The following is a 23,786-nucleotide window of genomic DNA, read 5'->3' on the forward strand; positions in this document are numbered from 1 at the left end:
CAGCGCACCTGTCCCCGCCACGCGGTAATAGGCATAGGCGAGAAGCAGCACGACCACGATCACGATGCGCCGGGCCGACACGATCCTTGATCCGGCATCTCCGCTAAGGCTGGCAAATCGTCCGGACTGCATAATGGCCGGCACGACCAGATCATTCGTGACCATGGTGGACAGGGCGACAGTGGAGATGATGACCATGCCGGTCGCAGCTGAAAAGCCGCCCAGAAAGACGAGGGTCGCCAGCAGGCCATTGCCTTGTTCGAGAGGCAGATCCAGGACGAACAGATCCGGCTGCGCTGCCGCGCCGAAGAGGCTCAGACCAGCCATCGCGATGGGCACCACGACCAGACTCGTGAGCAACATATAGAGTGGGAACACCCATCTGGCCGTATCAAGATCCTTCTGCCCCTGACGCTCGATCATGGCGACATGGAATTGGCGCGGCAGGCAGACAATGGCCGCCGTCGACAGAAGCGTCATGGTCAGGAATCGTTCCGACACGGAAAAGCGGTCAAAGGGCTGTGTGGCCAATTCACGATCCGGCAAGCCCCCCTGCACCAGAAGGAACACCGACAGGATCGCAACAGCCACCAGTGCGGCGAGCTTGAGCACGGCCTCCAACGCCAGCACGCGCATCAGGCCGGAATTGTGCCGCGTGGCGTCCGACTGTCGCGTGCCGAACAGGATGGCAAAAATCGCCAGCACAATAGCGGTCAGCAGAACTGTTTCATTGGTCGGTGTGTTGATCGCGCCGTCTGCGCCATATGCCAGTGCCTGAAAGCTCATGCCGATGGATTTCAGCTGCAGTGCAATATAGGGCAGACTTCCTGCGACGGCGGCCAGCGTTGCAGCGGCAGCAACCGCGCGGCTCTTGCCATACCTGGCCGACAGGAAATCAGACAAGGAAGAGATGCCCTCTCGCTGTGTGACATCGCCGATCCGGCGCACGATGCCGGGAAATGCCACGAAGACGAGCGTCGGGCCAAGATAGATGGTCAGATAGTCCCACCCGCTTTGCGCCGCAGTGCCAACCGCGCCGAAATAGGTCCAGGAGGTACAGTAGACGGCCAATGCCAGCGCATAGACGAGCGGATGCTGGACAAAGCCCGGCCGCGTGGCTTGCCGGTCGCCCTGCCAGGCGATCAGGAACAATCCAAGCATGTAGAGCGTCGTTGCGCCCAGGATCAGCCAGACCGGCATGAACACCTCTCTATGCGTCTTCCCCCAGCATACACGTCCTGACGCCCCGGCAAATGCGCCCTTTGTCTAAAGCCTCTGCTGCAGGCATGAAAAAGCGGGCGGCCCGGAGAGGGAGGCCGCCCGCAGCAATCACCGGGAAGTGGCGCGCTACTCTGCCGGGATCGGCGCCATGTCCTGATCGGCGATGCCATGCGGCGAGCGCTGTCCGGGGACCCGGATGTCCTCGACCAGGTCCTGGATGTCCTGCGGAGGCGGGGCCGTGACAAGGGCCACCACGATCCCCACAGCCAGGGACAGGAACATGAACAGGAAGCCGATGCCTTCAGGCGACACACCGAACCACCAGTTCGCCGGATCCGTGTCGACGAACTTGAAGTAGTAGATGTAGCTGAAGGTCGAGACGAGCCCCGTCAGCATGGACGCAATCGCGCCTTCCCGGTTCATCCGCTTCCAGAAGATGCCCAGAACGATGACCGGGAACAGGGACGCTGCCGCCAGTCCGAAAGCGAAGGCCACCACCTGCGCCACGAAGCCCAGCTTGGCCGTGTTCATCCCCATGATTCCAGCCAGGATCACGGCTCCGGCGGCCGAGACCCGCGCCACTCGCAACTCGTCCCTGTCCGACATGCCGGTAAAGAAGGTACGTCGGCACAGATCGTGTGAGATCGATGACGATATGACCATGAGCAAGCCTGCCGCCGTGGACAGGGCCGCGGCAAGCCCGCCTGCCACCACGAGCCCGATCACCCAGGCCGGCAGATTGGCAATGGACGGATTGGCCATCACGAAGATGTCTCGATCCAGCTTGGTGACCTCATTTTCGTCCCCGGCGCGGTACTGGATGATGCCATCGCCATTCTTGTCCTCGACGCCGAGCAGGCCCGTCTTTTCCCAGTCCTTGAACCATTTCGGGGTCGGCTTGCCGCCGGCCGCAAGGATCGCCGCCGCTTCGGCGTCATAGTCGGCATCATCCGCGATATAGGTCGACTCGTTCACTGTATCGATGAAGTTCAGACGGGCGAATGAAGCCACCGCAGGTGCGGTCGTATAGAGCAGTGCGATGAAGACCAGCGCCCACCCCGCCGACACACGGGCCGCGCCCGGGCTTGATACGGTGAAGAAGCGGATGATCACGTGCGGCAGGCCGGCGGTGCCGAACATTAGCGCGCCGGTGATCGCAAAGACATCGATCATCGACTTGTTGGTCTGGGTGTATTCGAGGAAACCCAGATCCTGCACCACCGTGTTCAGCTTTTCGAGCATCGCCACATCCTCGCCGCGCACATTCGAGATGAACCCCAGCTGCGGGATCGGATTGCCCGTGATGATCAGGGAGATGAAGATCGCCGGAACCGTATAGGCAAAGATCAGCACGCAATATTGCGCCACCTGGGTGTAGGTGATGCCTTTCATGCCGCCCAGAACCGCATAAACGAACACAATCGCCATGCCGACCATGATGCCCGTATTGAACTCGACCCCCAGGAAGCCGGAAAAGGCCACGCCGACGCCCTTCATCTGGCCGGCAATATAGGTGAACGAGACGAACAGGGCACACATCACGGCGATCAATCGGGCCGTGGTCGAATAATACCGGTCCCCCACGAAATCCGGCACAGTGAACTTGCCGAACTCTCGCAGGAACGGCGCCAGCAAAAGCGCCAGAAGCACATAGCCGCCGGTCCAGCCCATAAGGTAGACCGAACCGCCATAGCCTAGGAAGGCGATCAGGCCCGCCATCGACAGGAAGGAGGCTGCCGACATCCAGTCGGCCGCCGTTGCCATGCCATTGACAGTGGGGTGAACATCATGGCCGGCCACATAGAAATCATCCGTAGACGAAGCCCGAGCCCACACGGCGATCGCGATATAGGTGCCGAACGTGCCGACAACCCAGAAATATGTCCAGAAGTCCTGTCCCATCGTCTCAGGCCTCCACGCCGTATTTCTTCTCGAGACGGTTCATGGCGCGGCAGTAGTAGAAGATCAGTCCGACGAAGACATAGATCGATCCATTCTGCGCAAACCAGAAACCGAGTGGCGCACCGCCAATCGAGAGATTGTCCAGCAGGTCGCGGAACAGGATGCCCGCCCCGTATGACACTACAAACCAGATGACGAGCAGGCTGAGGGTCAGGCGGATGACATCCCGCCAATACCCTTTCGCATCAATTTCCTTGCTTGGTTCCGACACTTTTTCCTCCCTGACATTTTTATCTGTGCGGGGTTCCGCAGCTTGCAGGCTGCCGGAAGCGGACGGAATGGAAAAGATAAACTTTGGTCTAAGACGATGATCCGGGTCATCCGGTCCTGCGCCATCAATCCTCTGAGGATGGCTGCCGCACTTTGCCGGTTGCACGAGTATGGCGCCATTCCGCGACCCCTCCCAGCATCAGCCAGGCCGACAGGACAAGTCCACCCGCGAGATAGACTTCACGAAAGCCCAGCCCCGGCTGGAGTATGGCCAAGGCCAGCCGAACGGCGAAGACGAGCCCTAGCAGTATGCCGAGCGCCAGCATGATATGATGTTTCACGGGCAGAATCCTCCAGAACGGAGCATACACGCGCCACGCACTTCGGACAGGGGGGACTTTGGTCTAAGGGGGCTGCCGCCGTGCCCTTGCCATTCCGTACGGTATGGGCTATCCGCGCGCCTTCAGAAACGGCGGCGCAAGGCCGTTCGTGTCAGCTTCTTACCTCATCCCAAGATGGAGAGGCGGAGTCGAGGGCGAAAGGAAACCCCATGTCGAAATCCAAGATTAGTTTCAATGTCGAACTGCGTGAGCGCGTAGGCACCGGCGGATCCCGCGCAGCACGTCGTGAAGGCCTCGTGCCCGGCGTTCTTTATGGTGGTGGTGAAGACCCCGTCGCGATCTCCCTGAAGCGCAACGAAGTGCTCAAGGCCATCGAAACCGGTCACTTCCTGTCGTCGACTGCAACACTCGTTCACAAGGGCGAGAAGCAGATGGTGATCCCACAGGCGATCCAGATGCACCCGGTCTCCGATCAGCCCATGCACGTCGATCTGTTCCGCGTCAGCCGCGATCAGAAGATCAAGGTCGAAGTCCAGGTTCACTTCATCGGCGAAGAAGTTTCCCCTGGCCTCAAGAAGGGCGGCACGCTCAACGTGGTGCGTCACACGGTCGAACTTCTGGTTCCAGCCGGCAACATTCCGGAATCCCTGGAAGCAGACGTTTCCGAGTTGGAAGTCGGCGACAATGTGAAAATCTCCGACATCAAGTTGCCGGGCGATGCAGAGCCAACCATCACCGACCGCGACTTCACGATCGCCACAATCGCTGGCCGTACGGCAACCACCGAAACCACGACGGAAGAAGGTGAAGAGGCCGAAGGCGAAGAGCCAGCAGCCGAAGCTGACGCAGAGTCGGAAGACTGATCGGTACATTATGGTCTCGTGTGTCCAGCCTTTTGGGGCTGGGCACACAGCCAAACCCTGCTAATTCGGAAGAGGGAGGCCAAGTCGTGCTCATTCTTTCCGGTCAGGGTAATCCAGGCGAAAAATATGCGAAGAACCGGCACAATGCCGGTTTTCTTGTCTTGGACGAGATCCACGCCGCCCATGGTTTCCAACCCTGGCGCTCCAAATTCGAAAGCGAGATTGCGGAGGGCTTTATCGGCCCCGGCCGCATCAAGACCCTGCTGGTGAAGCCGCAGACTTTCTACAATGAGACCGGGCGTGCGCTCTCCAAAGTGGCTCAGTTCTACAAGCTCTCTCCGGAAGATATCGTTGTCCTGCATGACGAGATCGACCTTGCGCCTGGCCGCGTCCGCCTGAAACAGGGTGGCGGTCATTCCGGCAATAATGGCATTCGCTCGATGATTGCCCACCTCGGCGAGAACGTGCGCCGCGTGCGAATTGGTGTCGGCCACCCCGGCGACAAGTCGCGGGTCATGCCTTACGTGCTGTCCGATTTCTCAAAAGCCGATCATGACTGGTTCGATCCGCTGGTCAGGGCGATTTCCGACGCGCTGCCTTTCCTCGCCGACGGCGATGATGAACGCTTCCAAACCGAAGTGATGCGTCTTGCCCCAGCGCCAAAGCACGATCCCAAACAGAACCGATAGCGCCGTCGGTTAGTCGTCGAGTTTGGCCAGTACCGACTGTTCAGCGGCTTCTGCCATGGCAACAGCGCCGACCGTACCATGCGCGGGAACAGGGCTGCGCCCCAAACCGAGGCAGGCTGCGTAGAAACCCTCATCAGCGGCTCCCAGAGGGTCCGGCAGATCCGCAGCGATCTCTACCCTCACATCATATGGCGTCGTATTGACCAGTTGCCGTGTCAGGAAGTCGATGGAGATCTCGCCCGACGGATAGACAACGTGCATGGAACGCTGGCGCGCTTCCGCTGCCCGGCTGGCCATCAGACGCGCCACGCCACCGCTCGCATAGGTGAACTGGGCGTTTGCTTCGTCGATATGATCAGAATGAACCCGCTTGCCACTCGCCATGACGCCGGTGAACTCATTCCCCATCATCATCGCAGCAAGGTCCAAATCGTGGATCATGAGATCCCAGATGACCGAGACATCGCCTGCACGATTGTCTGGCGCTGGCGGTCCGGCGCGGACGGATTCGATCAGCAGGGGTGTCTCTTCGATCGCCAGCACGCCCATTGCCCGCGCGACAAACCGCTCCTGATGCCCCACCTGCAGGATACGGCCGCGGGCCGCGGCCTCATCAGCGAGATCACGCGCAGCCTTGCCGGTCAGCGCCAGCGGTTTCTCGACGAGCACATGGCAGTGCGCCTCAATGGCCTGCCGCGCCAGCTTTTCATGCCAGATAGCCGGAACCGCAATGACGATTGCATCACACGCATCCAGAAATGCTTCGTAATTGTCAAAACCCTTGGCGCCGAACTGGCTGGCGATCCGCGTCGCGCGCTCAAGATCGATGTCGTAAACACCGATAAGCTCGGTTCGGGCAGACGCAGCGGCCTTCTGGGCGTGATAGTTTCCAAAAACTCCGGCGCCCGCGACGCCGACTTTTAGTGTGGTCATAACAGATTAGCCCTCTTCCCACCTTAAAGACACTGCATCGCCAAGTGCTGCAAGTCTTGGGCTCAGGCCTCGCTCACACAGAGAATTACAGAATCTTTCCGCCGCCCCCCTTCACACGTCCGGTATGCCGGTCCACTTACGCCTCTACAAAATAGAGGAAGGAAACATCATGACTGCACTCACATCCACCGAATGGTCCCTTGCCGCCCGCCCGGTTGGCATGCCGAAATTGTCAGATTTCCAGATGAAAACCATCGACATCGCCCCACCCGGCGCTGGCGAAATCCAGGTCAAGAATGAGTGGATGTCGGTCGACCCTTATATGCGCGGCCGCATGCAGGACCGCGAAAGCTATGTTCCGCCGTTCCAGATCGGTGAAACCATGCAAGGTGGCGCTGTGGGCCGCGTGACGGTTTCCAACCACCCAGACTACAAGGAAGGCGATCTCGTCTCCTCCATGGCAGGCTGGCGCACGGCGTGGGTTGGCAAGCCCGAAATGGCTATGGCTCAGAAGCTTCCCGAAGTCGGCCTGCCGGAAAGCGCGTTTCTTGGCGTCGCAGGCATGCCGGGCCTGACGGCCTATGCAGGTCTGCTGCGGGTTGCCGAACTGAAAGAAGGCGACACGGTCTTCGTGTCCGGTGCAGCCGGTGCGGTCGGCTCAACAGTGGTCCAGATTGCCAAGATCAAAGGCTGCACTGTGATTGGTTCGGCGGGCGGCAAAGAGAAATGCGACGTCGTCAAATCGCTCGGCGCGGATCATGTCATCGACTACAAGGCCGCTGGCGGCTTCGACGGACTTGTCAAAGCGCTGCGCGAAGCAGCTCCCAAAGGCATTGATGTCTATTTCGACAATGTCGGCGGCGATCACCTGACCGCTGCTATCGAAGTTGCCCGGCCAATGGCGCGTTTCGCCGAATGCGGCATGATTGCGCAATACAATGAGACCGGCCAACCAACCGGCCCGCACAATGTTATTCAGATCGTCGGCAAACAGTTGAAGATCCAAGGTTTCATTGTATCTACGCATGCCGATATGCAGCCCGACTTTTTCCAGGACATGGCAAAGTGGATTCCGTCTGGTCAGATGAAATACGAAGAGACCGTCAAAGAGGGTATCGAAAAGGCACCCGAAGCATTCATCGGCCTGTTTGAAGGCGCCAATACCGGCAAGATGCTGGTCAAGCTGGGGTAGTTATGTCGCGTCTGTTTGATGCCTATATCATGGTGGACTGGAGTGCCGCGTCTAAACCTGTGACGGGCAAGAACTCCATCTGGATCGGGATTCTTGCAAAAGATGCCCGGCTCAAGCTGCAGTACCAGTCCGTCAATATTGATACGCGCCTCAAGGCGCGGACCTTCCTTGATGGCATCATCGCCAAGCTGACAGGGCGCGGAGACCGCGTCCTGATCGGCTTTGACTTCTCGCTAGGTTATCCGGCAGGCACCGCGGCTGCATTGGGCCTCGACACATCGACCAAGGCACCTTGGCAGGCCATGCATGCGCACCTGGCATCCAAGATGAAGGACAAGGCCGACAATTCCAATCCGCGCTACGCGATTGCGGCCGGCATGAATTATGCGATCTCGAAAGGACCTTTTCCTTTCTGGGGGGCTCCCGCACGCGATGTCGTCTCGACACTCTCCGACAAGAAGCCGGAATTCAGCGGTCAGACCCTACCTGAGTACCGTATCGTTGAAACCCATCTGAGAGACTCAAAGCGTGGACAGCCGAAATCGGTCTGGCAGTTGGCTTATACGGGTAGCGTGGGCAGCCAGTCGCTGACCGGAATTCCCCATGTGCACGCGCTCAGGCAGTCACTACCCTCCTCACGCATCTGGCCATTCGAATTCGAGGATGGCGAGATGACCGAGGAGACGCTTGAAGGCATTCAGGTCGTTATTGCCGAAGTCTACCCGTCACTCATTCCCTCAAAGCCTGAAAAGGGGGAAACGCCAGATGCTGCACAAGTCCGCCAGATCGCCCATTACTATTCGGAAATGGACGAAAAAGGCCGGTTGAATGGGCGAATTTCCACAAATAGTTCTCTTGACGAGGGAAAAATATCGCAAATTCAGTCAGAAGAGGGCTGGATTCTCGGCGCATAGCCCGTCTTTATTGGGCTTTCGTCATATTCACGCCTTACGAATCGTGGGTATGTCGCTGCAACGGCGGGGGATCGCCGTTTAACATTAGAGGAGAACCCCTATGAATAAGGGCGAACTTACAAAAGCTGTCGCAGGTGAATCCGGTCTGTCGCAAAGCGACGCCGGCAAGGCTGTAGACGCTGTTTTCGACGCAATTGCTGGTGCCGTGAAAGACCGTCAGCAAGTGGCGATCGCAGGCTTCGGCACATTCTCGGCCAAAACCCGGAATGCTCGCACGGGCCGCAACCCAGCCACCGGCGAAGAAATCAAGATCCCGGAAAAGACATCGGCTGCTTTCAAGCCGGCTTCGGCTCTGAAAGACCTCTAGGGTTCCTCAGGACTGATAGGTCCTGACCATGGAATTCAAGCGGCGCGTCGGCTCGGCTGGCGCGCCGTTTTCCATTCCAGCAACATGGTTTGCAGTATCCCGGCCGTAAACACACCGACAAACACCCCCTCCATCATGCCGCGTGCACCCCGGCCTTCGACAATGCCGAGCCAGTAGCAGGCTGGCAGCATCACCAGGAAGAACGAGCCGATATGGATAAGGCTTGGCGACCAGACGATATCCTGCGCCCTGAGCGCGAATGAGGCTGTCGCCTGCAGCCCGTCAAAAACCGTTACAAATGACACCATCACGAGCAGGGCAGCGATGCCCGATGCGAGATGAACACCGTTGATCACGGCATCATCCTTCACGAGGAAGCCGGCCAACGAATTGTTGAAAACGATCAGCACCACACCAAGCGCCACTCCCATCACAAGTGTGGCTGCCACGCCAAGACGCCCTGCATCCCGCATCTCCGTCAGGTTTCGTCGGCCATAGGCCTCCGCCACGCGGACGCTGGTGGCGGTCGCAATGCCCAGATAGAACATGAAGCAAAGCCCCATGATCTGAATTGCATAGCCATAGACAGAGTTGGCAGCGAGGCTGATCCATGTCGCGATCACATAGGTCAGGTTAAACCCGCCCCACTCGGCAACATTGCTGATGGCGGTGCCCGTGCCGACCGACAGCTGCCGTTTGGCCTCGTTTTCGGGACTGGTTGGTGACTTTCTGAAGGCGGGAGTCAGCAAGATCACGGCAACGAGCAACAAGATCGTGATCAATAGGCGAGAGCCTGTGGTCGCCCACGCCACACCTGCGGCCCCCATGGGCTCGAACCCCCAAAATCCGCCGACCAATGCGAGGTCAATGATAACGTTGAGTAATACACCGAAATACATCACGGCCGAGACCAGCAAGGGCCGGCGCAGCGCTTCCAGATAGTAGCCGCAAACCGTGGAGATCATGAAGCCTACCATCCCGTAGGACAGGATGCGGGTTACGCCCGCCACGGATTCAGCGACCGTATGAGGGTCGACCGATGCCGCAACCTCGGTCGGAGGAGCAATATCGACAAAGAGCCATGTGAACAGCGCGCTGGCCGAAAAATAGACGACCGCCATCAATAGGATGCCAAGCCAGACGCTGGTCCACAGGCCGCGCCGGAAGATGCGGCCGCTTTCCTTCTCACGTCCAATACCGAGCAGTTCAGAGGTCAGCACCTGCACACCCAACAGAATGCCGAGTCCCAACCCGAGCGAAACGCCCATCGGCAGCCACGAGTTCAGAATATATGGCAGCTCACCGGGCGCATATTGCCCAAGCACAACGGCATCCGTCACAGCCATCAGCATTTGCGACATGCGCGTGAAGGCTATCGGTACCGATAGCCGCAACAGGTCTGCAATGTCGGCTGGCCGCGCCCAGGCAGGCCAGCCCAGGCGGTGCGTGCGCATGGAACTGTCTTTCTATCCCGCTTTGAGCTCGGCGGTGCCGGAGGCCCCGACGGACTGCAGCTTCTCTGCGATCATGAATGCTAGTTCAAGGGCCTGTTCGCCATTCAGGCGAGGATCGCAATGAGTGTGGTATCGAGACGACAGATCTTCTTCTGAAATCGCCTGAGCACCGCCGATGCATTCGGTCACGTCCTGGCCAGTCATTTCAAAATGTACGCCACCCGGATAGCAGCCTTCCGACGACAGCACGTCCACGAACTGGCGCACTTCCGACAGGATGCGATCCACGGGACGCGTCTTGAAGCCACTATCGGTCTTCAGCGTGTTTCCGTGCATCGGATCACATGACCAGACCACGGTCCGGCCACTTTTCTTCACGGCGCGCGCCAGTGGCGGCAGGCCTTGCGCCACACCGTCCGATCCGAAACGAGAGATCAGAGTGATCCGGCCCGGCTCGTCATTCGGGTTCAGCGTCTCGATCAGGCGCAGCAACTCGTCCGTTTCCAGTCCGGGTCCGCATTTGATGCCGATCGGATTCCGCACGCCCTTGCAGAAATTGACATGAGCGTGGTCTATCTGGCGCGTACGATGGCCAATCCACAGCATGTGAGCTGACGTATCGTACCATTCGCCCGATGTGGAATCGATGCGTGTCATCGCTTCTTCGTAGCCGAGCAATAGTGCTTCATGACTGGTATAGAATTCGACCTGAGACATTTGCGGAACGCTATCGGGCGTCACACCACAAGCTTTCATGAAGTCCAGTGACTTCGAAATCTGGTCCGCCAATTGCTCATACCGCTCGCCCTGCGGGCTACGGTCAACAAAGCCGAGCATCCAGCGGTGGACGTTGGCGAGGTTCGCATAGCCGCCCTGGCTGAAGGCGCGCAACAGGTTCAGCGTGGCCGCTGATTGGGAGTAGGCCTGAGTCAGACGCTCGGGATCTGGAATGCGGCTCTCGGTCGTGAAGTCCATGCCATTGATATTGTCACCGCGATAAGAAGGCAGCGTCACCCCATCAATCGTCTCGATGGGCGACGACCGCGGCTTGCCGAACTGGCCAGCAATTCGGCCAACTTTGACTACGGGCTTCGATGCCGCAAAGGTCAGCACGACCGCCATCTGCAGGATCACGCGGAACGTGTCGCGAATATTGTCGGGATGGAACTCCTTGAAGCTCTCGGCGCAATCGCCGCCCTGCAGTAGAAATGCCTCTCCGGCCGCCACTTCGCCAAGGCGCTGCTTCAATCGACGAGCCTCGCCAGCAAAGACCAGCGGCGGAAAGCCTTTCAGCTTCTCCTCGACTGCAGCAAGCGCGGCAGAATCCGGATAGTCTTCCGGAATGTGCTTTGCTGGCAGTTGGCGCCAATCTGAGGGGGTCCAGGTCATCTCGGTTACTCCAATTATGAGCCGCATTAATCACATGGCAGGCACACGCTCAAGTTTCACTATAATTTCACAGCAGATTGGTGGAGGAATCATGATTTGGCCTTTTAGTAATTGCATAGGCCTTTTGTCGCTCGGAGAACCTCAAATCTAGTCATGTCGCACGTCTATATCAGCCACTCCGCCAAGGATTTCGATGCGCTTCTGGAGCTGCACGAAGCCCTCCGCACGGCGGCCATTCCTGACTGGTATGTGCCGAACGATGGGGCTTCCCGCGACATGGCAAACCAGTCGATTGACGACGCGTTTGCCATGATTGTTCTCGTGTCGGCATCCTCCGTCCGGTCCAAGGCCGTGCGCCAGGATGTCGAACGCGCCAAGGCACGCGGCCTCAAACTGATCCCGTATCAGATCGACAAAGCCCGCCTGAATGGCTTCTTCAAGCATGAAGTCCTGCCGCACCTTCGCCTGTCATCGACAACGCCAGACGGCATCAAGCAACTCGTGAACGAGACGCGGCAAGCCTACAAGAGCAAATGCCCCGTGCTGGCGGTGATGAACTTGAAGGGCGGCGTCGGCAAGACGACGATATCCAGCCAGGTCTTCGGCGCATGGCAAGGCGCGCTTGGTGGGCGCATCCTGCTGGTTGATCTCGATCCGCAATACAATCTCACTCAGACCTTTTTTGAAATGGATGTCGCAGATGCCAGCGCTGCCGCAGACAAGTCGGTCATCTCCCTGTTCGAGAAGTCGCGCCTGCATGCGCGGGATGCGACCAGTCCGGCAGAATCCTGGCTCACCCTCTCCACCGACCCGTTCGCGCCTGTTCCGAAAGAAAAACTCATCCATGAATTGATGGGCGAAGGCAGTCCGGGCGGGCGGCTCGACCTGATCTCCGGCCAGTTCGAAATATCAAAGTACGCCTTCGCATCAGACCCGGCCTCACTCGCACTGATCAAGGAACACTTCCTTCAGTCGATTGAGCGCTATCGCAGCGATTATGATCTGATCGTGTTCGATACCAATCCCAACGCCACCTTCCTGACGCGATGCGCATTGGAGGCAGCCGACCGCGTGCTCGCCCCCATGCATGCCGACATCTACTCCCTGCGCGGTGTGCGCCTTCTGAACCAGGTCATCCGGGAACAGATTGCCCCCGAACACCGCCCGGACCTGTCTGTGCTGTTCAATGCGGTTGGCCGGTCGGAGCAATCCACCTTTGAAGCTGATGCTCGCAACGGCGCATACAATTCCAAAGCAGGCTTTGACCTGGCGGGGTCCTTGCTACGCTCAGCACTGCCCCGCTCTGGTCATTTGCAGGTCAAGGCGCCGCGTGAAGGCGAGCCCGCCTGGAAACAATTGGTCATCCATGCCGGTCGCGGCGGCGGGCTGAAACCCATCCGGGAGAGCCTCAAAACCGTCGCGTTGGAACTGAAATCGCTCGTTGAAGCTTGATGGCTGGTGACACTCCGGACGTGTGCCCCTAGTATCAGCTCTGGTGGATATAGGGGACACGCACAATGTCGATGCTCAGATCGTTCTCGGCCTTGCTCGTTTGCCTTTTACTTGTGAGCCATGCGCGGGCTGACGAAAAACGCATTGCCCTGCTGATCGGAAACCAGGACTACCCGGCAGAAGTCGGCGCTCTGACCAACACGCACAAGGATGTGCGCACAATGGAAGAAGCGCTGGCCGCGGTTGGGTTCGAGACCCTGCCCCGGTTTGATCTTGACGAAGACGGGATGGAAGATGCGTTCGACGAGTTCGAGGCCCGCATCGGAGAAGAAGCCGATGCTGGCCATGAAGTGATCGCGTTCTTCTACTATTCCGGGCACGGCGCGGCCGCCTACGATGATCGCGAAGCGCGCAACTACCTGATCCCCGCCAAGGAAACCATCACCGCGGCAAGCCACATATTCCGCAAGGGGGTCGAACTCGAAGAAGTCCTCGCCAGCCTTCAGGCCTCCAGGGCAAAAGCGGTCTTCGTCGTGTCCGATGCCTGCCGCAACGAGCTGAAATTCGCCTTTTCGAAATCCATTGCCGACAAAGGCATGACGCGCGTATCGCAACGTCCCGGAATGCTGGTTGCCTTCGCCACAGCAGCAGGAGAGACCACGCCGGATGACGGCCTGTTCGCCGAGACGCTGGCAGAGGAAATTCGCCGCCCCGGACAGGACGCAGTCGTTGCGTTCTATCAGGCACTCGCTGAAGTTTCCGACAAGCGCAAATCTTCCAGCCGCCCTTTCATGGCGCCGGGAAAACTGCCACGTGGGCTTTGCTTTGCGGGCTGCACGGCCGGCCCCGCCGCGCCCGCTCAGCCTGAAGAGCCGACGCGCAAGGCGGAATACTGGTTTGAGCAGGAAGACGAATTCTCTTTCCTGCAGGAGAATGTCGTCCTGAAGGCAACCGTCAATGGCCTAGAGTACACAATTCACGAATTTGGCTACGGCGCCCCAACGGTGGAATTACTCAAGGATTTCAATGCGGACGGCACGCTGGACGCCATCGTGTCCGTGCATGGCGGCGGCAATTGCTGTCCGGCTGAATACTTCTTCGTCGCCGACATGGGCAGCGGCCACTTCCTCGTCAGCAAGATTGAGGACATCTATGCTTGGGATCCACCGACCGCAGAACTCCATGAAGGGCGCTGGGTTGCCAAGTTCATTTCTTCCAATGAAGGCATGAACACGGACGATTTCAAACAGGATGTTCACCTGTACGCCCTGAAGGCTGACACGCCGGAGCTTGTCCTCAAGACGTTCAAGCGCGAGGTCACAGCGCTCGTCGAGCTTCGGTCCAGCATGTTCGGCTTGGACACTGATGACGCCGCGGCTACCCAGTCGATCTCATTCGACATGGACGATGATGGCACAGCCGATACTTTGACCTGCGGATTTTGGTCCCGCTGGGGCAGGCTCAGCGATTGCAAGGTGACGCTCGCGACAGAACCTGCACCGATCCCGGTTGATACCGCCTGCAAGCGCCTCGGTATCGTGAATGCCCGACAGAACGGACTATCGCTGCTCGTCTGTGATTCCGACAATGTCCATGCCTTCAATGCCGCCTCCAACGCCTATCTCCCCGTGGAGAATTAGACGCCGGAGCACTGACCGGAGCGTCGGCTAGGTCGCCTGCACGTCCGGTATCCATTTCTGGCGCATGGTTACCAACTCCTCGGCGGAGGAGGGGTGCAGCGCGCAGGTCCGGTCGAAGTCCGGCTTTGTGGCGCCCATCTTCACGGCGATACCAACCATTTGGATCATTTCAGCGGCATCATCGCCAACAATATGAACACCCAGGACTTTTTCGTCGGATGCGCGCACAACCAGCTTCATCAGGATGCGTGTTTGGTCACCGTTCAGCGCATTCTTCATCGGCTTGAACCTGGTCTTGTAGATATCGATTTCGCCGAACTCTTTTCGAGCATCGGCCTCGGTCATTCCAACCGTGCCGACTTCTGGCTGAGTGAATACGGCCGTCGGAATGTCACTGTGATCAAAATGCCAAGGCTTGTCGTAGAATTCCGTCTCCGCAAACGCGTGGCCCTCGCGAATGGCCACAGGCGTCAACGCGACACGGTCGGTCACATCACCAACAGCCCATACCGTATCGACATTTGTCTTCGACCACTTATTGACCGGAATGGCACCCTTCTCATTTAATTCGACGCCGGCATTTTCGCAGCCTAGGCCTTCCGTGTTCGGACGGCGCCCAACGCCCATCATGATAACGTCGCAGTCGAGCGTATGGCCATTGGTCATGGTCAGGTGCAAGGGCAGATCCGCCCCGTCCCGCTTCTCGATTTTCTCAAACACCGTCCCGGTGATGACCTGCACGCCAGCTTCCTTCAGACCCTCATGCACTTCGGTGCGTACATCGGCATCAAAACCGCGCAGCACTTCCTCGCCGCGATAGACCAGGCAGGTCGGCACGCCGAGACCGGCAAACACGTGTGCGAACTCTACCGCAATGTATCCGCCCCCTGCGATAACGAGATGCTTCGGAAGTTCTTCCAGATGGAAAATCTCGTCAGAGGTAATTGTATGCTCAACACCCGGCAGCTCTTCCGGAGAGGGTCGCCACGGACGCCCGCCAACGGCCACCAGAATTTTCTTTGCCGTCACGGTCTTTCCGCTGTTCTTCAGGCGTAGCGTATTCTTGTCCACGAACTCGGCCCGATCTTCGAAAATCTCGACGCCAGCATTTTTCAGATTACGGAAATAGATGCCGGATAAACGGTCGACTTCAGCATGCATTGCCGTTGCGAACGCCGAATGATCGTAGCTGACCTCCCCCGTAGACCAGCCATAGCCAGCCGCTTTCTTGATGTCTTTGCCGTACTTGCTGGCGTAAACCATGAACTTCTTCGGTACGCACCCGCGGATCACGCATGTGCCGCCCATGCGATACTCTTCCGCCAGTCCAACCTTGGCACCAGACAATGCTGCCAGACGCGCCGCACGGACACCGCCCGACCCTCCGCCGATTACGAATAAGTCAAAGTCATGTGTCGCGTCGGTCATGGGAGGGTCCTTGAATCTTTACAGGTTTCGACCACCCATATGAGGCGGGATCAGGAGAATTCAAACACCGTAGCGCCATTCTCATTGCCGATGATGACAGTCCGCGCGAGACCAATGAACAGGCCATGCTCCACAACGCCCGGCACATTGGACAATCGCGCCGCCAACGCCTCAGCGTCTGGGATGCGCTCGCAATGACAGTCCAGGATATGGTTGCCGCCATCAGTGACCACGAGTTCACCATTGGTCAGCGACCGCAGCTGCACGCGTGGGCGGTCAATACCGGAAGCCGCCAACACGTCGTAAACAAGCTTCGCAGTGATTGTGTATCCGAACGGCGTAACTTCCACCGGCAGAGGAAACTTCCCGAGCCGTTCGACCTGTTTTGACGGGTCCGCGATCACCACCATGTGATCGCTGGCATTGGCGATAATCTTCTCGCGCAGCAAAGCGGCGCCGCCGCCCTTGATCAATTGCCCCTGCGGATCGACCTCATCCGCGCCGTCTACAGTCAAATGAATGCGCTCGACCTGTTCGAAGGGGATCAGCGGAACACCAAGGCTGCTGGCAAGACGGCGTGTCTGTTCGCTTGTCTCGATACACCGGACCACAAGTCCGTCAGCCACTTCCTCAGCCAACATCTCGACAAAATACTTCGCCGTCGAACCGGTGCCGAGGCCGATGGTCATGCCGTCCTCGACATATTCCATCGCCGCCATCGCGGCATTCTCTTTCTCGTGCTCGTTCGCCATCAGCCTTCAGCCCTTTTGCTTGTCTGCCTTTTCCGATGCCTTCCGGCTCCGGAATTCAATCGCCCAATCCTTGATTTCCGTCTGACGGGCGCGCCCCAATGCCAGGGCATCGGCAGAAACGTCGTCCGTAACGACACTGCCAGAGCCAACGACCGCTCCGCGCCCAATCCTGACCGGTGCCACGAGCGCACTGTTGGAACCGATAAACGCGCCATCTTCAATGCGGACCTGATACTTCAGGAAGCCATCATAATTGCAGAAGATCGTGCCCGCGCCGATATTCACATCCGCACCAACCTGGCCATCACCCAGATAGGAAAGATGACTCGCCTTGGCCCCTTCTCCCATCGTTGTACTCTTCACCTCAACGAAGTTTCCGATGAAGGCGTCCTTCTCCAGAACCGTACCGGGGCGAAGCCGGGCATAGGGACCGACGGAGCAACCCGGCCCAACCTGCGCACCTTCCAGATGGCTGAAGGCCCGGATCACCGCACCAGACCGCACGGTGACACCGGGTCCGAACACAACATTCGGCTCCACGGTCACATCGGCCTCAAGCAAAGTATCGTGGGAAAACCAGACCGTTTCCGGCGCAATCAGAGATACCCCATCCGCCATGGCTTGCATGCGGCGGCGATTTTGGAAAATGGATTCCGCCTCGGCAAGGTCAGCCTTGGAATCACACCCGATCAGATCGTCCTCATCGCAGCGCACGGCCTTGCAGGTCATGTCCTCGGCCCGCGCCAATGCGACAAGATCAGTCAGATAGTATTCGCCCTTGGCATTGTCGTTCGTCACCTTCTGCAAAAGGCTGAACATGGTGACCGCATCGCCTGCCATGACGCCGGAATTGCAGAGCGTTACATCCAATTGCTCGGGGGTCGCCTCACGCGCTTCGACGATTGCTTCGAGGTCTCCATGACCGGAGGTGATGAGGCGGCCATACAGACCGGGCTCGGCCGCATCAAAGCCCAGCACCCCAATCGCCGCGCCGTCGCTCAGACTGTCGAACAGGCTCCCGATCGCAGAGGCCGGCACGAGCGGGCTGTCGCCATACAGGACAACAAGGTCGCCTTCGAAACCCGCAAGCGCTTCCTCGGCGCACCGCACAGCATGACCAGTTCCCATAGGCGGATCCTGATAGGCAAGAGAGTCGGCTCCCAGCAACGCGCCAACATGATCGATCAGAATCGTTTGCGATGGGTGTGCAACAACAACGATCCGGTCGCATCCGACGTCTCTGGCAAGCGCTATTGACCAGTCGATCATCGGCCTGCCAGCCACCTTGTGCATCACCTTGGGCAGATCGGACTTCATCCGCGTGCCCTTGCCAGCCGCAAGAATGACCGCTGCACGTTCTCTGGCCGGTTTTTCCACAGGTTCTGCCCTCTCGCTTTCCCTAGTCCTTTCGCCTAGACCAAAGGCCGATTCAAGGCGAGACCGAAAAGGAATTGCGGCGCATATGTCAAAACCCTTCGACGGATGGACAATTGTCTTCGACCTGGATGGTACGCTTGTGAACACGGCGCCCGATCTGCTGGAAGCGCTGAACCATGTGCTGACCAATGCCGATCTCACGCCGGTCACTTTGGACACAATCGCCACGATGATCGGTCACGGTGCCCGCGCGATGATCGTAAAAGGCCTGCTGGCGCACGGCATCACGCCGTCCGATTCGGACCTGGATGTCTTTCTTGAGCAGTTTCTGGACTATTACGCCGCAAACATCGCAGACCACTCGCATGCCTTTGATGGCGTAGTTGAAGCGATGACCACCCTGTCCGCCGGTGGCGCAACGCTGGCTGTCTGCACGAACAAGAAACAGGCCCTTACCGACCAGTTGCTGGCGGAACTGGACCTTACCCGTTACTTCGCCGCGATTGTGGGAGCAGACAGCGTACCCAACCGGAAACCGGATGGAGACCATATCCTGCGCACGATCGAGGCCGCCGGCGGTTCGCCCGAACGCGCTTTGATGATCGGAGACTCCCGCACAGATGAAAGGGCAGCCCGGAATGCCGGACTGCCCTTCATTTTCGTCCCATTCGGGTACGAAGAGGAATCACCACAACAGCTTGAACCTGACATCGTGCTGGAGCACTATTCCAGGTTGGTCTCAGTTGTGGATGGATTTGTCAGCTAAGCCGAAAGTTCACGCTGTTCGCGTGGACGGTAGCTAGGACGGGCAGAGCCCGTTTCATTTGCAATACGGCGACGCGGCATGCCGTTCACCATGTTGCTGCGTACATCAGTGCGTGCAGACCGCATGGCAGGAACAAAGCCAGCATCGATCAGGTCGACATCAACTTCATAGCCACGCTCTGCCCAATAGGCACTAATTTTCTCACGAAGGCGCTTTGCGCCGTCTTCGTCACACCAGTCTTTCATTTTTCTCTCTCTCCAGGCTGTACTGTTATTAGGGCCTTAGGCCCCCGCCTGTCCTTCTTATATGTTTATGCAGTCCGTTCGTCGGGCTGTCTTGTGTGACCGGAACATGACCATTTTTTGTGGTTTTCTCAAGGCTAATTTCGAATGAAACTAGTGTAAGGTTCTCCGATGAACATCCGTTCATAATGAACGCCTGTTCATATTCATGTTATCGCAAACAAAAATCTGCTCGCAATCAGAAAAAATCTAAAGAACTACCAAATCCTTGTAACCAGATCATGGTACAGCGAGGCATTTCTACCCTTAGCGCGAGAAGTCGTCCCCCCAAGGGTGCATGCGCAAACGATTGTAATGCATGCGAGGAATGTGTTTCTGCATAGCTATAATCAGTCATTTTACGCGACTCAGCGCCAGCAGACATCCGGACTTGACCTCGACTCAGGCGCAGATTACGCCATCTGCTTCGCTGAATTGGGTGATTAGCTCAGTGGTAGAGCACTGCCTTCACACGGCAGGGGTCAGTGGTTCGAACCCACTATCGCCCACCATTCGCCCCGTTGCGCCCTGCTTCAACCTGTCATTCACTTATCCCGCGCATCTAATTCATGGTGAGCGCGCCGAAGCGCAGTATAAGGCGGTGCGATGAAATCCCTGTTCCGATCCAAGGTTATGACCTCCATACTCGGCGTTCTGATTTGGGGCTGGATGTCCCTCATTGCGCGTTCCGTCCGGTGGAAGGTCGAAGGGGAAGAGTCAGCGCGCAGCTTGTGGACCAACTATAACGGCGTCGTCCTTACGGGCTGGCATTCTCGTATCCTCCTCCTGCCCAGTGGCTGGATCCGCAACATGAAGCATTGGCCCGGACAGATACAGAACGGCGCGATGTTGGTTTCATTGTCCCCCGATGGGGAGGCCGTCACCCGCGCGATCGCCCATCTTGGGCTTCACCCCATTCGGGGCTCAGCCGGGAACAAGAAAAAGGCAAAGAAGGACAAGGGTGGCATCCGCGCGATTGCCGAAGCAGTCCGTTTGCTCAAATCGGGTACTGTGGTCTGTATCACGCCCGATGGCCCCCGCGGTCCGGCGGAAATCGTCAGCCCCGGTGCGGTCATGATTGCCCAGCGCGCGGGCGTGCCAATACTGCCCTACGCGCTCTCGGTAAAACCGGCCTCGCGCCTGTCGACCTGGGACCGCCTGATTATTCCCTATCCGTTCGCACGAGGTGCCATTGTATATGGCGAACCAATCCTCGTATCACGCGACAGCGATCCTCAGCAGATTCAGGCCGAATTGCAGAAACGGCTTGATGAGGCGACCCGGAGAGCCGACATGCTGGCGGGCTATCCTGCTGAGACGCAATCGGATTCAGACAAGACATGACAGCCGCGATCCATCTTTACCGGACCCTGACGCAGGCCGCCTCGCCTTTTCTGGGCGGCTTAATGAAACGTCGTGCCCGCGCCGGCAAGGAAGACTATGGCCGCATCAATGAGCGGCTCGCGCGCAACATGCCCCGCCGCATGCCGGGCGGCACGCTCGTCTGGCTACACGGTGCCAGTGTCGGTGAGAGCCAACTCCTGCTCGAACTGGGCCAGCGACTGCTCGAAAAGCGCCCGGACCTGCTGCTCCTCTTCACCAGCCAGACCCAGACATCGGCGCGCCTGCTCGGCCCCGCCCTGCCCGACCGTGCCATCCATCTCATGGCACCACTCGATACACCGGCGATTGCGCGCCGCTTCATCCAGCACTGGCAACCTGATCTTTGCATTTTTGGCGAAGGCGAATTCTGGCCCAACCTGATCCTCGAAGCGGAAAAGTCCGGCGCGAAACGCGCACTAGTGAACGGACGCATGACGGATTCGTCTGCCGAAGGCTGGCAGAAGCTCAGCCGAGCCTTCCAACGTCTGGTCGGTCGGTTTGATGTCGTCCTTGCCGCCGACACCGACACGGCCCGACGTTTGGAAACCCTGCTCGATCAGCCAGTCCAGTCCACCGGCAACATGAAGTCTGCCCTCCCGCCGCCTTCGGCCAGTGACGTGGAGATCCGCCGCCTGCGCGAGAACTTCCTTGGCGACCGGCGTTGTATCCTGGCCGCATCGACGCATGACGGCGAGGAAGCGATTTTCCTCGATGCCCTCAAAGGCAATGACGACACCGCGCTGATCATTGCCCCGCGCCATCCGGACCGCGGCGACGCCATCGAAAGCCTGCTCAAGACTCGCGGCCTGCCGCTGGCGCGCCGGTCCCGCGGCGAGACGCCCACACCCCGTACCCGAATCCTGCTCGCTGATACTATGGGAGAAATGGGCCTCTGGTATCGCCTGGCAGATGCCGTCTTTCTTGGCGGCGGGCACACGGAAGGCGTCGGCGGACACAATCCGCTGGAACCTGTTCGCCTCGGTCGCCCTGTCGTGACGGGTCCCGATGTGTTCAACTTCGCCACAATGATGGATGATCTGGAAAAGCGCGGTCTAATCCGGCGCCTGAAGACGCCCAAGGCCATAGGCAAGGCACTGCTGACAATGGAACCGCCAGCTGCCGAAGCGCTCGCCGCCCTGAATGAAGCGGCTGATGCGCCCATGACGGTGACTTTGAAAGCCCTGTTGCCGCTTCTTCCCGAACCAGGCCTGCTACAATGAAGGCGCCGTACTTCTGGTCGGCCGGGCTCGATCCGAAATCTCGGGAAGCTGCGCCCCTGACTCGCGCTCTGCTCAGCCCTCTTGCCGCTCTTTATACATGGGGCATCCGCCGCAAGCTGGCCAAGGCCACCCCGGCGCGCACATCAATCCCCGTCATTTGCGTCGGCAACCTGACGACCGGCGGCGTCGGCAAGACGCCCATCGTGCAGGCTATCCGCCATCATATCGAGCTGAAAGGCATTCACGCGTCCAGCCTGTCACGCGGCTATGGTGGCTCCGAAATCAGTCCACAGAAGATCTATCCAACCTGGCATACCGCAGACATGTGCGGCGATGAGCCTCTTCTGCTGTCCCAGACCGGCGAAAGCTGGATCGGCAAGGACAGGTTCGCCGGGGTCCAACTGATGGCCTTTTATGGCACCAAGGTCGCCATCATGGATGACGGCCATCAGAATCCCGGCATCGTGAAGGACCTGTCGTTCGTCGTGATTGATGCGGCTGCCCCTTTCGGCAATGGCTACGTCCTGCCCAAAGGCCCATTAAGGGAACCTGTTGAGGATGGACTCGCCCGCGCCGATGCGGTGATCCTGATGGGGGATGGCGATGTCCCTCAACACGTGCAGCAGAGCGGCCTGCCCGTGCTGCGCGCCAGAATTGTCCCGTCGGGGCCAGCGCCGTCTGGCCCGCTGGTGGCATTCGCGGGCATCGGACGTCCGCAGAAATTCTTTGAGAGCCTGAAAGATCATGGCGGCGATATCAGCGAAGCGGTCGGCTATCCGGATCATCACGACTATTCCCCGAAGGAACTCGGCTTCCTCCACAAGCTCGCAAAATCCCGCGGCGCGCGCCTGATCACGACCAGCAAGGACTATGTCCGCATCCATCCTGATGATCGTGGCGGCATCCTGCAATTCCCGGTCACCGCAGAGTTTGATGACATCCGCCAACTTGACGCGCTGCTCAACCCGCTCCTCTATCCAGATAATTCATGACCCAGACCGCCCCGAAATATATTCGCCCAAAAGATATCGACAATCGTGCGACGTTTTGGCAGCGCGTTCAGTGGCGGCTGGAAACCATTGGCTGGGATCTACTCTATTGGGGGCCGATGAAGCTGTTCGGCCCAGATCGTGCCTCCAATTTTGGTGGCTGGCTGATGAAGAAGATCGGCCCGCGCCTTTCCCAGCACAAGACAGTGAAGCGCAATCTCCGGCTCGCTTTTCCGGATTGGACAGATGTACAGATCGAGCAGACCGCACTCGATGCATGGGAGAGTGCCGGCCGCGTCGCAGGCGAGCTGCCGCACCTGCCATCCATCGATCCGTACACGTCTGGAAGAGTAGACATTGTCGGTCTTGACGTGCTGGATCGCCTGAAGGCCAGCGACAAGGGTGCGGTCTTCATTTCCGGCCACTTCGCCAATTGGGAAATCATGCCTGCCACAATCACCCAGCGCCTGCCGGACGCGGTGATGACCTATCGCGCCTTGAACAACCCCCATATTGATCGACGCATTTCGGATCTCCGCGCGGCCTATGGCACCCAGATCAACGCACCCAAGGGCGTCGGCACCCGCGAATTGATGCGTGCTCTGGCCAAGGGCCAAACCATCGCGCTGATGAACGACCAGAAATTCAATGAGGGCATCGCCGTCCCTTTCTTTGGGCATGACGCCATGACCGCGCCGGGGCCGACACGGCTTGCCATGAAATACGGTGTGCCGATCGTGCCCGTCTCGACCGTGCGCACAGGCCCAGCCCGGTTCCGGATCACCTTCCATGACCCCTTCATGCCGGAAACGACCGGGGACGAGACCGCAGACATCCAGCGCAGCGTCCAGCGTATTACGGATTTCATTGAAGAACAGGTCCGCGCAAATCCGGGCCAATGGTTCTGGCAGCATCGCCGCTGGCCCAAGGAGGCCTGGAAGGCCGCCGGCATCACCTGATCCG

At 58.8% G+C, this 23,786-nt stretch carries 22 protein-coding genes, 1 tRNA gene and 1 pseudogene; 13 read left to right on the forward strand and 11 right to left on the reverse strand.

Going from position 1 to position 23,786, the window contains the following annotated elements; genetic code table 11:
* From B4F73_RS02050 to B4F73_RS02065, 4 genes and pseudogenes are all read right to left on the reverse strand, one after another.
* Positions 1–1,200 (reverse strand): annotated as a pseudogene (locus B4F73_RS02050) (hypothetical protein); the annotation flags it as partial.
* A 147-nt stretch (positions 1,201–1,347) separates the two neighbouring features.
* Complete coding sequence (locus tag B4F73_RS02055; protein WP_290482393.1) at positions 1,348–3,123, reverse strand: sodium:solute symporter family protein; 1,776 nt, start codon at positions 3,121–3,123, stop codon at positions 1,348–1,350.
* A 4-nt stretch (positions 3,124–3,127) separates the two neighbouring features.
* On the reverse strand, positions 3,128–3,394 hold the full coding sequence (locus tag B4F73_RS02060) for a DUF4212 domain-containing protein (protein ID WP_242517509.1): 267 nt from the start codon (positions 3,392–3,394) through the stop codon (positions 3,128–3,130).
* A gap of 124 nt (positions 3,395–3,518) precedes the next feature.
* A complete protein-coding gene (locus B4F73_RS02065; RefSeq protein WP_290482394.1) occupies positions 3,519–3,734 on the reverse strand; it encodes a hypothetical protein in 216 nt (71 codons plus the stop codon).
* Positions 3,735–3,943: 209 nt separating this feature from the next.
* Between B4F73_RS02065 and B4F73_RS02070 the strand changes: the two genes are divergently transcribed.
* The gene (locus B4F73_RS02070) at positions 3,944–4,597 is read left to right on the forward strand and encodes a 50S ribosomal protein L25/general stress protein Ctc (RefSeq protein WP_206992767.1); all 654 of its coding nucleotides are present in this window, start codon (positions 3,944–3,946) and stop codon (positions 4,595–4,597) included.
* Between the two features lie 86 nt (positions 4,598–4,683).
* Positions 4,684–5,286, forward strand: a complete 603-nt coding sequence (pth, locus tag B4F73_RS02075; protein ID WP_290482395.1) for an aminoacyl-tRNA hydrolase — start codon at positions 4,684–4,686, stop codon at positions 5,284–5,286.
* Positions 5,287–5,295: 9 nt separating this feature from the next.
* Here pth and B4F73_RS02080 read toward each other — a convergent pair whose 3' ends face one another.
* Positions 5,296–6,219: a Gfo/Idh/MocA family protein gene (locus B4F73_RS02080; RefSeq protein WP_290482396.1), complete on the reverse strand. Its 924-nt coding sequence runs from the start codon at positions 6,217–6,219 to the stop codon at positions 5,296–5,298.
* A gap of 169 nt (positions 6,220–6,388) precedes the next feature.
* Between B4F73_RS02080 and B4F73_RS02085 the strand changes: the two genes are divergently transcribed.
* From B4F73_RS02085 to B4F73_RS02095, 3 genes are all read left to right on the forward strand, one after another.
* Positions 6,389–7,411 (forward strand): NADP-dependent oxidoreductase, encoded by a 1,023-nt coding sequence (locus B4F73_RS02085; protein ID WP_290478900.1) that lies wholly within the window; start codon positions 6,389–6,391, stop codon positions 7,409–7,411.
* A 2-nt stretch (positions 7,412–7,413) separates the two neighbouring features.
* Complete coding sequence (locus B4F73_RS02090) at positions 7,414–8,325, forward strand: hypothetical protein (RefSeq protein ID WP_206992763.1); 912 nt, start codon at positions 7,414–7,416, stop codon at positions 8,323–8,325.
* Between the two features lie 100 nt (positions 8,326–8,425).
* On the forward strand, positions 8,426–8,692 hold the full coding sequence (locus B4F73_RS02095) for an HU family DNA-binding protein (protein WP_034813765.1): 267 nt from the start codon (positions 8,426–8,428) through the stop codon (positions 8,690–8,692).
* 35 nt (positions 8,693–8,727) lie between these two features.
* On the opposite strand, the gene B4F73_RS02100 is transcribed toward B4F73_RS02095, so the two are convergent.
* Both B4F73_RS02100 and B4F73_RS02105 read right to left on the reverse strand, forming a co-directional pair.
* Positions 8,728–10,146, reverse strand: a complete 1,419-nt coding sequence (locus B4F73_RS02100; protein ID WP_290482397.1) for an MATE family efflux transporter — start codon at positions 10,144–10,146, stop codon at positions 8,728–8,730.
* Positions 10,147–10,158: 12 nt separating this feature from the next.
* Positions 10,159–11,535 carry a class II 3-deoxy-7-phosphoheptulonate synthase gene (locus B4F73_RS02105; RefSeq protein ID WP_206992761.1) on the reverse strand — a complete coding sequence of 459 codons (1,377 nt, stop codon included), beginning with the start codon at positions 11,533–11,535 and terminating at the stop codon, positions 10,159–10,161.
* Positions 11,536–11,688: 153 nt separating this feature from the next.
* Between B4F73_RS02105 and B4F73_RS02110 the strand changes: the two genes are divergently transcribed.
* Both B4F73_RS02110 and B4F73_RS02115 read left to right on the forward strand, forming a co-directional pair.
* Positions 11,689–12,987 carry an AAA family ATPase gene (locus B4F73_RS02110; RefSeq protein WP_290478903.1) on the forward strand — a complete coding sequence of 433 codons (1,299 nt, stop codon included), beginning with the start codon at positions 11,689–11,691 and terminating at the stop codon, positions 12,985–12,987.
* A 65-nt stretch (positions 12,988–13,052) separates the two neighbouring features.
* The gene (locus B4F73_RS02115; RefSeq protein WP_290482398.1) at positions 13,053–14,627 is read left to right on the forward strand and encodes a caspase family protein; all 1,575 of its coding nucleotides are present in this window, start codon (positions 13,053–13,055) and stop codon (positions 14,625–14,627) included.
* Positions 14,628–14,654: 27 nt separating this feature from the next.
* Here the strand turns inward: B4F73_RS02115 and gor are convergent, their stop codons facing one another.
* Genes gor through glmU form a run of 3 tightly spaced genes read right to left on the reverse strand, consistent with a single transcriptional unit; the run spans position 14,655 to position 18,184 of the window.
* Complete coding sequence (gor, locus tag B4F73_RS02120; RefSeq protein WP_290482399.1) at positions 14,655–16,055, reverse strand: glutathione-disulfide reductase; 1,401 nt, start codon at positions 16,053–16,055, stop codon at positions 14,655–14,657.
* A gap of 50 nt (positions 16,056–16,105) precedes the next feature.
* Positions 16,106–16,807, reverse strand: coding sequence for a ribose-5-phosphate isomerase RpiA (rpiA, locus tag B4F73_RS02125; protein ID WP_034813773.1), 702 nt, complete (start codon positions 16,805–16,807; stop codon positions 16,106–16,108).
* A 6-nt stretch (positions 16,808–16,813) separates the two neighbouring features.
* Complete coding sequence (gene glmU / locus B4F73_RS02130; RefSeq protein WP_290482400.1) at positions 16,814–18,184, reverse strand: bifunctional UDP-N-acetylglucosamine diphosphorylase/glucosamine-1-phosphate N-acetyltransferase GlmU; 1,371 nt, start codon at positions 18,182–18,184, stop codon at positions 16,814–16,816.
* Between the two features lie 85 nt (positions 18,185–18,269).
* Here glmU and B4F73_RS02135 point away from each other — a divergent pair, with 85 nt between their 5' ends.
* Positions 18,270–18,950: an HAD family hydrolase gene (locus tag B4F73_RS02135; protein WP_290478907.1), complete on the forward strand. Its 681-nt coding sequence runs from the start codon at positions 18,270–18,272 to the stop codon at positions 18,948–18,950.
* Here the strand turns inward: B4F73_RS02135 and B4F73_RS02140 are convergent.
* A complete protein-coding gene (locus B4F73_RS02140) occupies positions 18,947–19,195 on the reverse strand; it encodes a hypothetical protein (protein ID WP_034813781.1) in 249 nt (82 codons plus the stop codon). The two genes, B4F73_RS02135 and B4F73_RS02140, sit on opposite strands and share 4 nt — an antisense overlap.
* 473 nt (positions 19,196–19,668) lie before the next feature.
* Between B4F73_RS02140 and B4F73_RS02145 the strand changes: the two genes are divergently transcribed.
* From B4F73_RS02145 to B4F73_RS02165, 5 genes are all read left to right on the forward strand, one after another.
* Positions 19,669–19,743, forward strand: a tRNA-Val gene (locus tag B4F73_RS02145).
* A gap of 94 nt (positions 19,744–19,837) precedes the next feature.
* Positions 19,838–20,575, forward strand: a complete 738-nt coding sequence (locus tag B4F73_RS02150; protein ID WP_051607698.1) for a lysophospholipid acyltransferase family protein — start codon at positions 19,838–19,840, stop codon at positions 20,573–20,575.
* Positions 20,576–20,637: 62 nt separating this feature from the next.
* Positions 20,638–21,834, forward strand: a complete 1,197-nt coding sequence (locus tag B4F73_RS02155) for a 3-deoxy-D-manno-octulosonic acid transferase (protein ID WP_290478908.1) — start codon at positions 20,638–20,640, stop codon at positions 21,832–21,834.
* Positions 21,831–22,826 carry a tetraacyldisaccharide 4'-kinase gene (gene lpxK / locus B4F73_RS02160; protein WP_290482401.1) on the forward strand — a complete coding sequence of 332 codons (996 nt, stop codon included), beginning with the start codon at positions 21,831–21,833 and terminating at the stop codon, positions 22,824–22,826. The genes B4F73_RS02155 and lpxK overlap by 4 nt, the downstream gene beginning before the upstream one ends.
* Positions 22,823–23,782, forward strand: coding sequence for a lysophospholipid acyltransferase family protein (locus tag B4F73_RS02165; protein WP_290482402.1), 960 nt, complete (start codon positions 22,823–22,825; stop codon positions 23,780–23,782). Before lpxK ends, B4F73_RS02165 begins: the two co-directional genes overlap by 4 nt.
* The last annotated feature ends 4 nt before the right edge of the window (positions 23,783–23,786 follow it).

The sequence above is a fragment of the Hyphomonas sp. UBA3601 genome (genome assembly GCF_002375605.1).
GTDB lineage: Bacteria > Pseudomonadota > Alphaproteobacteria > Caulobacterales > Hyphomonadaceae > Hyphomonas.

Excerpts from the sequence above, each read along its gene's own strand:
- B4F73_RS02055 (WP_290482393.1), bottom strand. The coding sequence starts at position 3,123 with ATGGGACAGGACTTCTGGACATATTTCTGGGTTGTCGGCACGTTCGGC.
- B4F73_RS02070 (WP_206992767.1), top strand. The coding sequence starts at position 3,944 with ATGTCGAAATCCAAGATTAGTTTCAATGTCGAACTGCGTGAGCGCGTA.
- B4F73_RS02080 (WP_290482396.1), bottom strand. The coding sequence starts at position 6,219 with ATGACCACACTAAAAGTCGGCGTCGCGGGCGCCGGAGTTTTTGGAAAC.
- B4F73_RS02085 (WP_290478900.1), top strand. The coding sequence starts at position 6,389 with ATGACTGCACTCACATCCACCGAATGGTCCCTTGCCGCCCGCCCGGTT.
- B4F73_RS02090 (WP_206992763.1), top strand. The coding sequence starts at position 7,414 with ATGTCGCGTCTGTTTGATGCCTATATCATGGTGGACTGGAGTGCCGCG.
- B4F73_RS02095 (WP_034813765.1), top strand. The coding sequence starts at position 8,426 with ATGAATAAGGGCGAACTTACAAAAGCTGTCGCAGGTGAATCCGGTCTG.
- B4F73_RS02100 (WP_290482397.1), bottom strand. The coding sequence starts at position 10,146 with ATGCGCACGCACCGCCTGGGCTGGCCTGCCTGGGCGCGGCCAGCCGAC.
- B4F73_RS02105 (WP_206992761.1), bottom strand. The coding sequence starts at position 11,535 with ATGACCTGGACCCCCTCAGATTGGCGCCAACTGCCAGCAAAGCACATT.
- B4F73_RS02110 (WP_290478903.1), top strand. The coding sequence starts at position 11,689 with ATGTCGCACGTCTATATCAGCCACTCCGCCAAGGATTTCGATGCGCTT.
- B4F73_RS02115 (WP_290482398.1), top strand. The coding sequence starts at position 13,053 with ATGTCGATGCTCAGATCGTTCTCGGCCTTGCTCGTTTGCCTTTTACTT.
- gor (WP_290482399.1), bottom strand. The coding sequence starts at position 16,055 with ATGACCGACGCGACACATGACTTTGACTTATTCGTAATCGGCGGAGGG.
- rpiA (WP_034813773.1), bottom strand. The coding sequence starts at position 16,807 with ATGGCGAACGAGCACGAGAAAGAGAATGCCGCGATGGCGGCGATGGAA.
- B4F73_RS02135 (WP_290478907.1), top strand. The coding sequence starts at position 18,270 with ATGTCAAAACCCTTCGACGGATGGACAATTGTCTTCGACCTGGATGGT.
- B4F73_RS02140 (WP_034813781.1), bottom strand. The coding sequence starts at position 19,195 with ATGAAAGACTGGTGTGACGAAGACGGCGCAAAGCGCCTTCGTGAGAAA.
- B4F73_RS02150 (WP_051607698.1), top strand. The coding sequence starts at position 19,838 with ATGAAATCCCTGTTCCGATCCAAGGTTATGACCTCCATACTCGGCGTT.
- B4F73_RS02155 (WP_290478908.1), top strand. The coding sequence starts at position 20,638 with ATGAAACGTCGTGCCCGCGCCGGCAAGGAAGACTATGGCCGCATCAAT.
- lpxK (WP_290482401.1), top strand. The coding sequence starts at position 21,831 with ATGAAGGCGCCGTACTTCTGGTCGGCCGGGCTCGATCCGAAATCTCGG.
- B4F73_RS02165 (WP_290482402.1), top strand. The coding sequence starts at position 22,823 with ATGACCCAGACCGCCCCGAAATATATTCGCCCAAAAGATATCGACAAT.